This window comes from Bacillus sp. 3255 (genome assembly GCF_031456485.1).
In the GTDB taxonomy this organism is placed as follows: Bacteria; Bacillota; Bacilli; order Paenibacillales; family NBRC-103111; genus Paenibacillus_E.
In genome coordinates, this window is sequence record NZ_JAVDUS010000019.1 from 158,922 (window position 1) to 172,931 (window position 14,010).

The following is a 14,010-nucleotide window of genomic DNA, read 5'->3' on the forward strand; positions in this document are numbered from 1 at the left end:
GCAGTCGGCATCACATCGCCTGCTCCCCTTTATCCAAAGCATCCGATTGTGCGGCAATCGTGAGCGCTGACACAATTTCCCCCATGTCCCCGTTCAGCACGGTGTCCAGGCGGTGCAGCGTCAAGCCGATGCGGTGATCGGTAATCCGGCTCTGCGGGAAGTTGTACGTGCGAATCCGTTCCGAACGGTCGCCTGTTCCAACCTTGCTCTTACGCTCGCCCGCGTATTTCGCTTCCTCTTCCTCACGCATTTTGTCGGAAATCCGCGCACGCAGTACGCGAAGCGCTTGCTCCTTATTGGAGTTTTGCGATTTCCCGTCCTGACACGTCGCCACAATCCCCGTCGGCACGTGCGTCACTCGAACGGCGGATTTGGTCGTATTAACGGACTGACCGCCCGCTCCGCTGGAGCAGAACGTATCAACGCGAATATCCGCGTCGTTAATGACAATCTCCACTTCCTCCGCTTCCGGCATGACGACAACCGTCGACGTGGACGTATGAATACGTCCGCCGGACTCCGTTACAGGAATACGCTGTACACGGTGCGCCCCGCTCTCGAACTTGAGCTTGCTGTAGGCGCCTTTCCCCGTGATCATGAAAATAATCTCTTTGAATCCGCCCAAATCGTTCACGGAAGCATCAAGAATTTCCGTTTTCCACCCTTGAGCATCCGCATAACGCGTATACATCCGGTAGAGATCGCCCGCGAACAGCGCAGCCTCGTCCCCGCCTGCCGCACCGCGAATCTCCACGATGACGTTCTTGTCGTCATTCGGATCTTTCGGCATCATGAGCACCCGTAGCTGCTCTTCCAGCTTAGCGGATTGCTCACTCAGCTCCTCAATCTCCATTTTGACCATTTCGCGCATTTCATCATCCAGCTTCTCGTTCTGCATCGCTTTCGCGTCTGCGAGCTGTTGTGTTACGCTTTTGTACTCATTATAAGCATCGTAGGCTTCCTGAAGATCGGATTGTTCCTTCGAATATTCTCTAAGCTTCTTCGTGTCACTCGTTACATCCGGGTCACACAGCAGCTCGCTTAATTTCTCGTAGCGGTCCACAATGGACTGAAGTCGATCCAACATAGAGGATCACTCCTTTCTTGATTTGTAATTGCCTTATACGTTGAAACGGAAATGCATAACGTCGCCGTCGTTGACGACATATTCTTTGCCTTCCAGGCGAACTTGGCCCTTCTCCTTCGCGCCATTCATTGAACCGGCTGCAACCAGATCCGTGTAGGATACGACCTCGGCACGAATGAATCCGCGCTCGAAATCGGTATGAATAACGCCTGCCGCTTGCGGAGCTTTCGTTCCTTTGCGGATCGTCCAGGCTCTTACTTCCTGCACGCCGGCTGTGAAGTACGTGTACAAGCCAAGCTTGCGGTAAGCCGCTTTAATCAATCTATTCAAGCCGGACTCTTGAAGTCCCAACTCTTCCAGGAACATCGCTTTTTCCTCGTCTTCGAGCTCGGCGATTTCGGATTCAACCTTGGCGCTGATTGAAACAACCTCGTTGTTTTCTTTCGCCGCGTATTCTTGAACCAATTTCACGTACGGATTCTCGTCCGCGTTGGCGACTTCGCTCTCGCTCACATTCGCGGCATACAGCACCGGCTTCATCGTTAACAAGTGCAGGTCACGAATCAACAGCTTCTCGTCATCGCTCAATTCGATGCTGCGCGCAGGCAGATCGTTGTAGAGCACTTCTTTGAGGCGTTCCAGCGTTTCAACCTCGGCCGCAACTTTCTTGTCGCCGCTTTTCAGGTTTTTGCGGGAGCGCTCGATTTTCTTCTCGACGGACTCAATGTCGGCCAAAATCAATTCGAGATTAATCGTCTCGATATCGCCGATCGGATCGACTTTACCGGAAACGTGGGTAATATTATCATCCTCAAAACAACGGACAACATGCACAATAGCATCCACTTCGCGAATGTGCGCCAGAAATTTATTTCCAAGCCCTTCGCCCTTGCTCGCGCCCTTCACCAAACCCGCGATATCCACGAATTCGAAGGCTGTTGGAACAATGCTCTTAGGGACAATCATCTCTACCAGCTTGTGCAATCTCTCGTCCGGCACTTCAACTACCCCGACATTCGGATCTATCGTACAGAACGGATAGTTCGCAGACTCTGCGCCCGCCTGTGTAATTGCATTAAACAATGTCGATTTTCCTACGTTCGGTAGACCGACGATACCTGCTTTCAAAGCCATTGTAGTTACAACTCCTTAATTTATAGAAACTCATCCTTCTTATTATATAGTACTTGGAACGCAAAAAAAAGCCTGAAGGCTACTGATTCGCCGCAGACTTTTTTTCCAGTGCTTTTTTCGTCTCATTTTCCCGCTTCTGAACGAAGTAGGTTTCGATCTGATTTTTTAAAATAAAGCCGCGCAGCGCGTTTGTTTTCGCATCTGGGATACGGACGAAGCTCGCTCCGTAATACCAGCCCTCATTCGTCTTTTCCTGGCGGACGATCTCCATGGTACAGGGGACCAGGAAACCCAGAATCAGCTCCACTTCGAGTCGAGATTGCTTTTGGATCACTTTCTCCAGCATCGTATTCTCAGGAATGGTAAACCCTAATCCATTGACAGAAATATTGCGGATCGCGAATCGGATTGGGTCGTCGAACCGATGTTTATCTCTTCTGTTTTTGTCCTGAAGGGCGAAGAGCAAACCCTCATTCTTCACATCCACGCGGGGAAATTCCCTTTTCTCCGTAAATTTCTTGCGGTTTTCCGGTGGGTTCAACACGATGACGGAGCCCTGCTCCTTGGCGACAACCGCGGTTTCCATTACGAACAATCCGGATTTGGTGTAGACGGTCATTTTGCATTTGTCCCCAAGCGCAAACTTGTCGTATTCCGTCAGCTCCACCTCAATAATGTCGCCGAGCGCGTATGTCAGCACGCCCGTGGCCACATAGTCCTCCTTGCTCAGCATCGCCTTGCTTTCAAGCATGACATCGGCATCATACCCCTCCTTGCCGCCATAATATTTGCCTTCTTTTGCTCTGGTACTCACCCTCTGGAACCCTCCGTTCCGCCATGAAATTAAAATAGACCGCCCCTCTGCCGGGGACAGCCTATTACCGCAAACCTAAAAAAGCTTGATTGCCGGTAACCTGGCTGTCATAGTTCCTTCGGAACGGTAGACCCACGGCTTTGCGTCCTTGCCTTTCGGCAAGTTTGCCATTATCGAATCATACTTTAGTCGCTAAATTGGTCAAAAAGACCTATGTATATTTCTTATTATACTGACGTTTGCCTAGATGATCAACAAAATCCCTTGCATACAAGCGGTATATAGTGTAAGAATGTTAAAGAATCACATATCCACAATTTTTCGAGTTATACACATTGTTATCCACAGGTTGTTAACAACGAATATTTGTTCGTTTTTTTATGCACATGTGGATAAATCTTTTTTTTTGGCGAGGTGTCCCTTTGTGGATGAAAATAAAAGTGTTAACGAGCCGGGTGCTCATCTGGAACATGAACCTATAACAGGTTCTACAGGTGAAAGTGAAAGCGAGCATGAGCATATCCGGTGGATGAGGGCGGCTATTGAAGAGGCGCGCAAAGCCGAGGCGATTCGGGAGGTCCCGATCGGCGCCGTCGTCGTCCATCAAGGCCAAATTATCGGCCGCGGATACAATCTCCGTGAAACGACGCTCGATCCCCTTGCTCACGCGGAGATGATTGCAATTAAGCAGGCAAGCGAGCATTTGCAGGCATGGCGCTTGCTCGACTGCAAGCTCTACGTCACGCTGGAGCCCTGCCCGATGTGTGCAGGCGCGATCGTGCAGGCGCGGGTCCCGCAGGTCATCTACGGCACGACCGACCCGAAGGCCGGCTGCGCGGGCACGCTGATGAACCTCCTGCAGGAGGACCGGTTTAACCACAGGGTCGATGTGGTCAGCGGTGTGCTGCAGTCCGAGTGCGCGACGATGCTGACGCAATTTTTCCGCAAGCTGCGGGGCAAGGAATAGCCACGTTGCGCAGGGCAAAGCATCCGTGTTAAAATAAACGTTGCTATGCGCCCGTAGCTCAGCAGGATAGAGCAACAGTTTCCTAAACTGTAGGTCGTACGTTCGAATCGTATCGGGCGCGTCACGTTTTTTAAAACCGCGGTAGATCAACGTTTGCTAGACGTTGAATATCACGGACAGGCCTTCGCAAGGCACACAGTATATACGCGAAAATGGACGAGACTGTATGTCTTAATTCACCGCGATCATATCGGATTTATGCGACCTCTTACGGTAGACGTAGGAGGTTTTTTTTGTGCGTGAGGATCCGCGAAAAGGGAAATCGGTGGTTAAAGGTAATATCGGTAAGGCAGCGAAGACGATCGCGAAGGGTTACGGGTTAGAGGAAGCGTTCGATTTATTCTATAGCGCGAAAAAGTCGGAGGGTATGCGTGAGAGGACGCTGGGAAGCTACGTATCGCACTGGCGGTATTTCCGCGAATGGTTTGATTCCGCTTATCCACATGTTAATGAGATTAGCGGGATAACTCCGGCAATGATCCGCGAATACGTTATTCACATGAGTACAAAAACGAAGTATGCCGGCGTTACTAACAGAGAAAAAGAGGCCGGGTTATCCCCGTATACGATTGCGTTTAGATTGCGTGACTTACGTACTATGTTTAACTTTCTCGCGGGAGAGGAGTTAATAAAGGCCAATCCTGTGGAGAATATTAAACAGCCGCGGTTCGATAATGAGGATAAAGCGACGTTTAGCGACGATCATATTAGGCGCCTACTTGAAGCCCCGAACACCGAAACATACGCTGGATTGCGCGATAGAACGCTTATATTACTGCTAGCTGACGGAGGATTCCGGATACATGAGGCGCTAAGATTAACGAAGGAGTTTATCGATATTAAAACGCGGTGTGTGCATCTGCCTGCGTGGATGAATAAGAATAGAAAGCCGCGGACTGTACCGTTATCGGCCGAGGTTATTCGCGAAGTGGCTGCGTTAATGAACGAAAATCTGAAATATTTCGGTAAAGGTGTGGAGCACGTTTTCCTTGCCAATTACGGAGAACCCCTAAAAGCGGATCACTTTCGGAAAAGGTTACGGGAGCACGCGGTTAAGGCCGGTATTTACGGTGAGCTCCAGGTGTCTCCGCATCAATTCCGCTCGTATTTCTTAACGCAGTTCCTGTTAAACGGCGGCGACGTCTTTTCTGCGCAAAGAATCGTAGCGCACTCGTCGATTCAGACTACGCGGCGGTACGTTAAACTGAATGACGAGAACATACGCGAGCAACACGCGCAGTTTAGCCCGATCGCAAAGCTCGGAATGACGCGCGTTGGAAAGCGAAAATAGTACGTAAATGATTGCGCTAATCCTGCGTATAGGGTTAGCGTTTTTATCGTCAAAGCCCGTTGTATCGCGTAAAGAATGCGTTAAATTGCGTATTTTTGCGTCAAGTATTTTTACTTGACACACAGTTTGTTCGCGGCTATATTACGTAATTAAAAACGAAAGTGGAGATGTTAACCAATGAGCTCAAAATTTTTTACTCCTGCAGATGTCGCCAACGATTACGGGTTAAAGGGTGACACTGTCCGTATGCGAATTAGAACACTTGATAAAAAGGGAGTCGTTTTTGAAACCGATGATCGAGGCCATTGGCTAATTTCCGAGGAACAAATACCGCTAATTATCGAGATGGGCAGAACAAAAGCCGGATATCAGGACCCAATAGACAAAGTTTTAGAAAAAATACGAAAAGAAAATGAGGATTATCGTATAAAAATAAAAATAAACGAGGACTTGGAGAATGCGATACTTGCGAAAAAAGGAGACTTCGCCCTTACTCCCTGAGTTAAAATCTGTTTTCTGATTGTTCTGGCGCCTGGCACGAGCGTTTTATGCCATAGCCTTGGGGGGATACGGATTTTAACGATTCATTGCATACGTATGCACTCGCACCACCAACAGTCTATGAAACTGTGTGCCGTCACTAGCCGCCCGCAACCCGCACCGCTACGCCATTCTTGACGATCGCATAAGATTAACCGTTTATGCATTCGTATGCATCCGCGTAAATAGCCCGTCGTTAACTGGGCCAGGAGACCGTTATGCAACTTTTATACACGTACCCCCCCTTGAGTTACAGCGCACGCGTCCGCCAGGAGGCTCTCCCCGGTAAATCACGCTAAATCACATTGATTCACAGCGTATGAGACGCGTTGTTGTGCGATATTGCGCAGTCACACCGTACACAAAAAACGCGCCAGTACAACGTTTTTTAGGCGTCATACCGGCGCTTTATTAACCGCACACTTATCCGTTCATCATTGCGTCAAGATCCGCGATATCCTTACGGATCTCATCGTCAGTCTTACGCTTGGGCCCGTCTCCTTCCCGGCTATCCTTAATCTCGGTAACGCTCGTAAGGAGTCCGTGTCTGCGGTAGAACAGATCAAGCGCTTTAACGCTTCCATTATCAATCAATCTCATTACCGCGGCGTTTGCTTTCGGGCGCATTGCGCTAAACTGTGTGTCAGATACGTAGTTAAGATAAGCGACGAAGTCTTCGCGGTCCCTCCATTCGTAGAGGGTCCGCCTACTTACGCCTACCTCTTCCCCGATCTGCTGCATCGTCTTCTTTTCTACACCTTCTACAATGCCGGACCACTCATTTTCCGCCATCAATTCGGCCGCCTTACGTTGCTGCGGCGTCAATTGTGCTTCTAAAACTTTCCTGTTACGTTGTGTCATTCGTTATCTCCCCCGTTAAATTTCGTGTTTTATCGTCTCATAATGCGCCCAGGCTGCGTCTATTTCCGCTTCGAGCGCGTCTGTATCGGCTTTAAGACGTTCTATTTCCGCTTCAACTGGCGCGATCTGGTCCGAATAACTGCCGTTAATTGCCGAATTATACGCATCGTCGATCGGAGCACACTTACGCAGCATCTTTATCGCGAAATGTAGCCTGCGCAGCACTTCCCCCGCGTGAATCTCGTCCTCATTACCACTCTCTAATGCGCTGTTAACATCGTCCATTTGCCGGAGTATCATATTTACCATGCTCGCGTACAATCTCGCTTCGAATCCGACCGACATGTACATTAATCCCGCAGTTTTACGGTATTCAGCGAGCTTTGACGTATCGATCGGAATTAAGCGGCCTTCCGCGATGATGCCGGCGTACTTAATCGCGATTGGCTCAAACGGCTTTAAACGCTCAGCTAATATGACCGATAACTTCACCGGTAGGAAATCCTCCGGCGGTTCCGGTAATTGGCCGCGTTCCATGCGTACGTGCCGGATTCGTTCGTTTATCTCAGCGATTCGCTTAATTAAATCATCCAATGTTTCCGCCACTTTAACGACCTCCCTACGTCTGATTTATAACGTGACCATCCGGTCCAGGATCGCGTACAATTGACCGCCATTCATGGACGAAACTATCACGCGGTCGCCAACTTTAAGCCCGTTCATCCGAGTAATCGTCTCGTAGGTGCCGTCTTGCCTGCGAATGACCTCCTCGCGATCGGTAACGCAGTCAGCAACGATAACGTCATCCGCATGGAGATCGAATTTCATACCGTTTACCCTTATCGTAAGAGGCGCCTGTGACGTCACCGTGGCTATTTCAAGCTTATCAAAGTCATTCCGACCTATTTGGCTTATGATTTGCGCAAGCCGGCTAGGCCCAGTACCTTCTAGTCTTATGCTTGTCATCGTACGCCCGCCTCCATTGCCGCGTTAAGTTCCCGTGCTAATTCCGCTGCGATCGCCTGGATATCGGATTCTTGGCGGACTTCTAAGTGCTCAACGTGAACCAGCGGTCCGCCGGAGTAGCCACCACCGCGGTTAGCGCGAAACTCGTCCGCTTCTGCCTTCGTCTGCACGCGTTCGTCTTTATGGAGCGCGTAGACGGCTCCGTTGTAAGGAACGCGATCCAATCCGCCGGCTTTTCCGGACGGTGCTGGCGGTCCGATAAACGGCTGTGTGGGCTCGGGAGGGTTAATCTTATTCATCAACGAGTCTATCGGGTGTTTAATATCGATACCAACCTTGCCTGCAAGCATTCCGAATACGGTCGTCTTATCCCAGTTCTTCAAGAGACCGTCAAACATACCCTTAGCAATGCCACCGCCCAACGTGGTTCCGATGTCGATGAGCTGCGGTAGGGAATTTTGCAAAGACATTACCATCATGTCGGTGATCTTTGTCATATACTCCGTAACAACGGCTTTTCCCGTGGAGTTATACCATTGTTCAAATACTTCGCGTAACGAATCGAATGCGAATTGAACTTTGGCTGGAATCGACATATCGCGGAACTCTTGGTTATTGATAAATCTATCTTTAACCCACTTTGTGGCGGCAGCCGTCATTTTTTCCATTGCGGCCGAAATTTGCGGAGTCTTATTCGCAACGTAGTCACCCATCGCGTTAAACGTTGACTTAATCGCGGGCAGAAGCGGTTGAACGACTTTAATCTGCAGCGTCTCGAGTGCGCCCTTAAACTGCTCGATTGCCCCCTTACCGTTGTTCATACGTTCGGTCGCGACTTCTAGCGCTGTTACATTGCCCATATCTCTATAAAAGTCCTGAACACCTTTGGAGCCGGCTTTGTATAGAGTTGTTGCCGCTTTAATCCCGTCTGTGCCAAATAACTCTAACATTACTGCAGTCCGGTTCTGCTCCGTCATGCTGCTGAGTGTATCCTGCAATATACCGGCAACTCCTGCAAGATCCTTCAATTTACCGTTACTGAAGAATTTGTTCGTGTTCCCTACTGCGAACCCTAAACGTTCAAAAAGCTTAGCGGCCTTATCCGTTTGTGGCTGCAGGTACATGAGCATTGTTTTAAACGAAGTTCCAGCGTCCGCTCCACTTAAAAGCCCATTAGATGACATTAAACCGATCGCCGCGTTCAGGTCCTTAAAGGATATACCAACCATATCCGCCACTCCGCCGGCAGACGCGAGGCCCATACCTATCTCGTGAACGCTCGTGGCCGCCGCATTCGCTGTCCCGGCGAGTATGTTCGAAGCCTCCGCCGCCGTCATCCCATCTTTCCTAAAAGCATTAAGCGCCGTTGACATCGTAACAGCCGCTTCCGCTAGATCGAGTCCACCCGCAGTTGCGAGGTTTAACGCAGCCTCTAACCCACCCGCGCTGACTGCTGCCGGATTAAGACCGGCTTTAAGGAGTTCCTCGATACCTTGCGCGGCTTGGAGCGCGGAATACTTCGTTTTAGAACCCATATTCAACGCAAGTTCTTCCATCTGCGCCATTTGAGTCGTTGTTGCCCCAGTCAGCGCCTTAATCGTTGACATTTGGGCCTCGAAATCGAGCGCCTTACTAAACGACTTAGTCGCGACCGCTGCTGCACCTAATCCTCCCGCTAAGGCCGTAACCGCCGCACCTACCCCCGTAAGTTTCGTCGCCATAGTAGTCGCGCTCGCCATAGCACGACGCATTGGTGCGGTCATATTATCGATAAGTCTTAGCCTTGCTACGAGATCAAACGCCATTTATATCAGTCCTTTCGCCATCGGACGCCGTAGCGCCTGGCCTGCGAGATCATATTTACGTAGCGATTCGTTCAACAAACGATGCTGCCTTTGCTTGAGACGGTCGTTTTGCGCGTGCTCACGGCACACCCGGTCGTATTCTTCAAATTCGCGTATCAGCGTTTGGCATCTCCAGCCATAAGCGGCGAGCTCCGGTACTTTTGACTCGCGAAATGCGGTCGCGATCTGATTGAATTGCGCAACCTCAAGCGTAAAGCGCTCATTTAATCGGTAATCCCCTGGCTGCTTGAACGCGATTAGCTGCTCGATCAGACCGAGTACATGCGCGCAGTGTTCGAATTTACTGTCCATGATTCCGTAATCAACTTTCATTCGTATCTCTCTCCTCCCGTAAATGAAAAGACCGGCGCGATTAGACGGCCGGCTTCATGAGTGTTTCATTTATTAGGGTTTTATCTCTTCCAAATACCGAACAACTTTTGACTCTACTTCATCATATTGGTTTCGTTGTTCACTAACAATTTTAGGATCGAATTGTGGACTGGCTAATGCGCCAGCAACACCGTTAAGTTCTACGTATAAATTACCTATTTCTTCAAATAGGCTCCGCTCTGTTTGAGTTAATACTGCTTTATCCCAAACACCAAGGTAATCTTTCACTTTTGACTTGAAATCATCATCTTCATTGATAGAAAGGAATAAATCTAAATTTTTCTTAATTGCTGTACGCTGGTCTTTTTGTGCTTTAGAACGAATAAGAACAAATGTGGCGACAGAGCTTTGATAAAAACTTAGTTTGTTATTTACAGCCTGCTGTCCTACATTTTTTTCATCTTCTTTTTGATTAGTGCTTACACTACAACCAGTCATAAAGAGAATGAAACTTAAGATAACTAGTAAGTACCGCAAAATATTCAACCCCTGATGTCGTTTCAATTGATCCAAATATACAACTGAAATTCGACATCTTAATACGGTATCCTGCTTTTTAGGCGCCAGCCTCCTTTGCTGCTTTCATTGTGAACCAATCATCCGGTGTGTTAATATATCGCGCTGCTTCCAAACCAAGATCCACTTTAACGGTATCAACTACAATTGATTTAAAAACGGTACTTTCGCTTAACATTTCGATCGATTCCATGATACCCCGCGCCTCTTTCTGTTCATCGGTTACGAAGCGCTCTTTAAGCCCCGCGTAGGTATCGCTGAGCTCCATCTGCATACGGGCTCCATCACTACCTCCGCTCTTTGCGACGATCGGGATACAAAGCGTGCCGAACTCGTCTCGCAACATATCCGCAAGGTATGCGTCGGTAACGCTGGCCGCAAAGTCAGTGAGCTGCTGCTTCGCGCGTGATGGGTTCGGATTGAGAGCAATAAGCGTTTTGAGCTCGCCTAATTGCTTTTGGAAACGCTCAATATCGGAAGCTGCCGGTTTCTTGATCGGCGCGTTTAGGATGCGTTCGGCTTGCTTCTTAGCGGAATCGAGCTCATGGCGGACTGCTCTTCGCATTTCACGCGACAACATCATCAGATCTTCCGTTTTTTCTTTCTTGATGCTATTAATCAAAATTGACTTACCATTCCTGAGAGTACTTTGTGTCGAGTTCAATATTCCGAATTTCCCTTCTTAAATCTTCTTGGAATTTACGGTAAGTCCCCGCGGAATTTTGAATGATATCATGGACATTATCGATATGTTGTTTCATTGTGTTATCCCCCTAATTTCTTTTTTTAGTTTAATGGTGTTTTAACTCGCTCGATGTTACGAGGAAGCTCGCGATAGCGACGCTTTAGGACGCCAAATAAGCCTAGGAAATAGAAACACTCGACTGCTTGCGAACACCGTCTAATTTCCCGCGTAGAATCTCTAGAACTACGCTGAATTTCACTCTAAACCGTCGCTTTCTTGCCGCTTTTATATCGCGCGTCCCGTTTGCGTCGGACCATCGTTTGGGCTCTATCGCGACAATCAACGCAGTATCGTTGCCGGTTCGAGGTTCTTACGTAATCCTTACGGCACATATCGCAGTGATCGCGATTCTTTACTGTGCCACCGAAATACTTCGCCTCAAGTCCGCTGTCGGCCGGTAGTACGCTTGTCTCAAAATACTTACAACGGGCGCCCTCTGCGTTATCGCGGAAAAATCGGCAGGTTAACTGGTCATCCGTTTCGATAAGACAACTGCATGAGCCGGTAAAGTTTGCGCATTGATTACGTGCCAAGCGCTGAGTTTCCGTTAGTATACTAATTTGATCGCAACCCCTTCGCATATTTCGCGGTAAAGAGAATGAATGCGCGCTAGTTTGTCTTCCGTGAGCTCCATTTCATCGAGTACTTTACGTTCAATGCCATGCGTGAGACTACGATAACCTTTTTCTATCTTGGAGACTGTCGAAACAGAACAATCGAGCAAATCCGCATACTCTTGTTGTGTGAGACCGTAAACTACGCGAATCATCCGGAACGATTCAGGACTTAACTTCATCTCAATGCCTCCTCCTTTGTGATGGTTTTTGTACATGCGGGCAACAAAAAAAGGCGCTCCGCATTACACGGAACCACCTCGTCTGTAAAGAGAAAACAAAAAGACACAGCGCGCCCGTGTCCTTACGTCTCCCTATATCTATACTATAAAATTATTCCGAGAAACTGCGCGGAAGCACTATGCCACTCGTTTCCGAAGCGATACCGGCCCGCCCAATCAACCGTATGCTCAACATCCCGCATATTAAAGCAAACGAGCTCTCCCGGCTCCTTTCGCACTTTATCCGCCCCCGTCCGGATATCATTGTGTTTTTTCTTCGGACGATTGCGGTAATCCCTGTTGTCAGTTGCAAGTCCTGCCGCAGCTCGGATTGATACTTCCGTATGGTTCCGCAGCTTATCAACGTAAGCTGATCGGTAGGCCTCGTAATCCTTGACGGGTAATAACGTTCCGTTATTTTTAAGCCGCAGCCGTGCCGCCTTTTGTTCGTTTGTACAAACTACACTGCAGTACATCGAAGACCGCCCGTTAATGACGCGGTATGTATTATGGCACTTCCACGCACCACATACACGATAACCTTCCCATGGAATCGGTTTAGTGCCGACATATTCACGTTCGATCGCCTCCCACTCGCCGCGAGTACGATGCCGGACCTCCGCCTTGGTCCGCTGACGCTCGATATTTTCGCAGACATAATCGATCTTGTCCGACATGAATCCGACTATTTCCCAAAACTCGCTCCGTTTAACCCGCCTACACTTATCTCCGGATCTGTTGCGTAAGTCAGTAGTAACAAGATCACGCATATCAATAGAAGCCATATATCCATCGAGAATTTCCCGGTAGACGTCTAACATACGCGGAATATTCGTATAGTTTGCAGTTATACAACGATGGAATTCCGTCACTTTATGCTTGAATTCGCGTAGGGTCAATGGCCGGACCATCACGTTGCATTCTGCTGCAGCGGCCGAAAATGGGCGCGGCAACGCTAGGGTTTGATTCATAAAGATCCTCCCTCTTTTCTTTTAAGTTCTTACGCGAAGAATATCTATGTAATAACGTATTACTTACGTTTGATATCACGTGATTGGATATTCGCGTTGATATCATCGTTGAAGTCTATGACTTCTCGTTAAGTATTCCGTTTATATTAACGTTAAAAAACGAGTATAAATTATTGCTATTACTTTATCGCGATTATGTTTTTAATAAATAGCTGATTCGCGAGTAAAAGTGATCTTCTTTTACGATGCGACAATATTTATTCTTGTTTATTCGTTATTGTTATATTGTTATTATTACTTTCCTATAGAACGGATTCTGCGGAATCCTATATCGTGGATTTGGTCGTATCCTACGAACAGGATTCGGTTAAAATTCGATCTCAAGTTTCGGTTGCTGCGGTTCCTTCGCGGCTTCATTACCGTAATAAAGCGGCAGGTACATATCCTTGATATTTCCGTTCCACGGTATTTTCTCGATAATAAGCAACTGCTCGTCAACGAGTTTACGTTTAAGCGATAAGTGACGGTCCTGGTGAATACCTGTATCGCGTTTTATTTGTTCGTTAGTGGGAAACGCCCACATATAATAGTCGTTCGCTGACTGTCCGTTCGTGTACGCATGAAGATACGCGAGTAAGACAAGCGCATCCCTTGCGTCACGGCCACCGTACTTGCGGACCAGTACCGGCAATACTACACGGTAAAGATCGTGTAGCGCTGGTGTGTAGCCACCTTCCTTCTTCGCGAGGATATGCGCTTTCTGAGCGGCTGCGATTCCGGTCAAATCCCGTAGCTTTGCTGTATTTTTCATTCTTCGACCAACCTCCGTTTTATTTTGCTTACTACGTTCACATTAAACGGCTTACACTACGTTAATGTACGGCCGATCCTGTTTCGCACATCTTCGCGTTCAATTACTACGACGCCACCGAAATATTTTCCGTACACTTATCTGCGAAATATTTTCTCGGTGCCTTATACCGTTA

17 protein-coding genes, 1 tRNA gene and 1 riboswitch are annotated in these 14,010 nt (G+C 48.4%); of the genes, 4 read left to right on the forward strand and 14 right to left on the reverse strand.

The features are described from left to right. Positions 1-10: 10 nt before the first annotated feature. The 3 genes from prfA to J2X61_RS26325 form a co-directional block, all read right to left on the reverse strand. Positions 11-1,087, reverse strand: coding sequence for a peptide chain release factor 1 (gene prfA, locus J2X61_RS26315; protein WP_274473131.1), 1,077 nt, complete (start codon positions 1,085-1,087; stop codon positions 11-13). 33 nt (positions 1,088-1,120) lie between these two features. Then, positions 1,121-2,221, reverse strand: a complete 1,101-nt coding sequence (gene ychF / locus J2X61_RS26320; RefSeq protein ID WP_274473132.1) for a redox-regulated ATPase YchF — start codon at positions 2,219-2,221, stop codon at positions 1,121-1,123. 79 nt (positions 2,222-2,300) lie between these two features. Beyond that, the gene (locus J2X61_RS26325) at positions 2,301-3,035 is read right to left on the reverse strand and encodes a PilZ domain-containing protein (RefSeq protein ID WP_274473133.1); all 735 of its coding nucleotides are present in this window, start codon (positions 3,033-3,035) and stop codon (positions 2,301-2,303) included. 91 nt (positions 3,036-3,126) lie between these two features. Next, positions 3,127-3,214, reverse strand: a riboswitch (cyclic di-GMP riboswitch). A 299-nt stretch (positions 3,215-3,513) separates the two neighbouring features. Here J2X61_RS26325 and tadA point away from each other — a divergent pair. The 4 genes from tadA to J2X61_RS26345 all read left to right on the forward strand — a co-directional run bounded on the left by tadA (position 3,514) and on the right by J2X61_RS26345 (position 5,854). Next, positions 3,514-4,002 (forward strand): tRNA adenosine(34) deaminase TadA, encoded by a 489-nt coding sequence (tadA, locus tag J2X61_RS26330; RefSeq protein ID WP_274473159.1) that lies wholly within the window; start codon positions 3,514-3,516, stop codon positions 4,000-4,002. 47 nt (positions 4,003-4,049) lie between these two features. Further along, positions 4,050-4,123: transfer RNA gene (locus J2X61_RS26335), tRNA-Arg, on the forward strand. Positions 4,124-4,297: 174 nt separating this feature from the next. Further along, positions 4,298-5,353: a tyrosine-type recombinase/integrase gene (locus J2X61_RS26340; protein WP_310192048.1), complete on the forward strand. Its 1,056-nt coding sequence runs from the start codon at positions 4,298-4,300 to the stop codon at positions 5,351-5,353. A 177-nt stretch (positions 5,354-5,530) separates the two neighbouring features. Next, the gene (locus J2X61_RS26345) at positions 5,531-5,854 is read left to right on the forward strand and encodes a hypothetical protein (protein ID WP_310192051.1); all 324 of its coding nucleotides are present in this window, start codon (positions 5,531-5,533) and stop codon (positions 5,852-5,854) included. 462 nt (positions 5,855-6,316) lie between these two features. Here the strand turns inward: J2X61_RS26345 and J2X61_RS26350 are convergent, their stop codons facing one another. The 11 genes from J2X61_RS26350 to J2X61_RS26395 all read right to left on the reverse strand — a co-directional run bounded on the left by J2X61_RS26350 (position 6,317) and on the right by J2X61_RS26395 (position 13,835). Then, the gene (locus J2X61_RS26350; RefSeq protein ID WP_310192053.1) at positions 6,317-6,754 is read right to left on the reverse strand and encodes a phBC6A51 family helix-turn-helix protein; all 438 of its coding nucleotides are present in this window, start codon (positions 6,752-6,754) and stop codon (positions 6,317-6,319) included. A 15-nt stretch (positions 6,755-6,769) separates the two neighbouring features. Further along, positions 6,770-7,360, reverse strand: a complete 591-nt coding sequence (locus tag J2X61_RS26355; protein ID WP_310192057.1) for a hypothetical protein — start codon at positions 7,358-7,360, stop codon at positions 6,770-6,772. A gap of 24 nt (positions 7,361-7,384) precedes the next feature. Further along, positions 7,385-7,720: a DUF2577 family protein gene (locus tag J2X61_RS26360; RefSeq protein ID WP_310192059.1), complete on the reverse strand. Its 336-nt coding sequence runs from the start codon at positions 7,718-7,720 to the stop codon at positions 7,385-7,387. After that, on the reverse strand, positions 7,717-9,483 hold the full coding sequence (locus J2X61_RS26365) for a phage tail tape measure protein (RefSeq protein WP_310192061.1): 1,767 nt from the start codon (positions 9,481-9,483) through the stop codon (positions 7,717-7,719). Before J2X61_RS26365 ends, J2X61_RS26360 begins: the two co-directional genes overlap by 4 nt. Before the next feature lie 42 nt (positions 9,484-9,525). Then, the gene (locus J2X61_RS26370) at positions 9,526-9,897 is read right to left on the reverse strand and encodes a hypothetical protein (RefSeq protein WP_310192064.1); all 372 of its coding nucleotides are present in this window, start codon (positions 9,895-9,897) and stop codon (positions 9,526-9,528) included. 72 nt (positions 9,898-9,969) lie between these two features. Continuing rightward, a complete protein-coding gene (locus tag J2X61_RS26375; RefSeq protein ID WP_310192067.1) occupies positions 9,970-10,434 on the reverse strand; it encodes a hypothetical protein in 465 nt (154 codons plus the stop codon). 79 nt (positions 10,435-10,513) lie between these two features. Next, positions 10,514-11,095, reverse strand: coding sequence for a hypothetical protein (locus tag J2X61_RS26380; protein ID WP_310192069.1), 582 nt, complete (start codon positions 11,093-11,095; stop codon positions 10,514-10,516). 323 nt (positions 11,096-11,418) lie between these two features. Beyond that, complete coding sequence (locus tag J2X61_RS36475; RefSeq protein WP_396135503.1) at positions 11,419-11,799, reverse strand: cysteine-rich VLP protein; 381 nt, start codon at positions 11,797-11,799, stop codon at positions 11,419-11,421. Beyond that, positions 11,766-12,014 (reverse strand): helix-turn-helix domain-containing protein, encoded by a 249-nt coding sequence (locus tag J2X61_RS26385; protein ID WP_310192073.1) that lies wholly within the window; start codon positions 12,012-12,014, stop codon positions 11,766-11,768. Before J2X61_RS26385 ends, J2X61_RS36475 begins: the two co-directional genes overlap by 34 nt. Before the next feature lie 143 nt (positions 12,015-12,157). After that, the gene (locus J2X61_RS26390; RefSeq protein WP_310192076.1) at positions 12,158-12,730 is read right to left on the reverse strand and encodes a hypothetical protein; all 573 of its coding nucleotides are present in this window, start codon (positions 12,728-12,730) and stop codon (positions 12,158-12,160) included. Positions 12,731-13,391: 661 nt separating this feature from the next. Continuing rightward, a complete protein-coding gene (locus J2X61_RS26395; protein ID WP_310192077.1) occupies positions 13,392-13,835 on the reverse strand; it encodes a hypothetical protein in 444 nt (147 codons plus the stop codon). Positions 13,836-14,010: the final 175 nt, after the last annotated feature.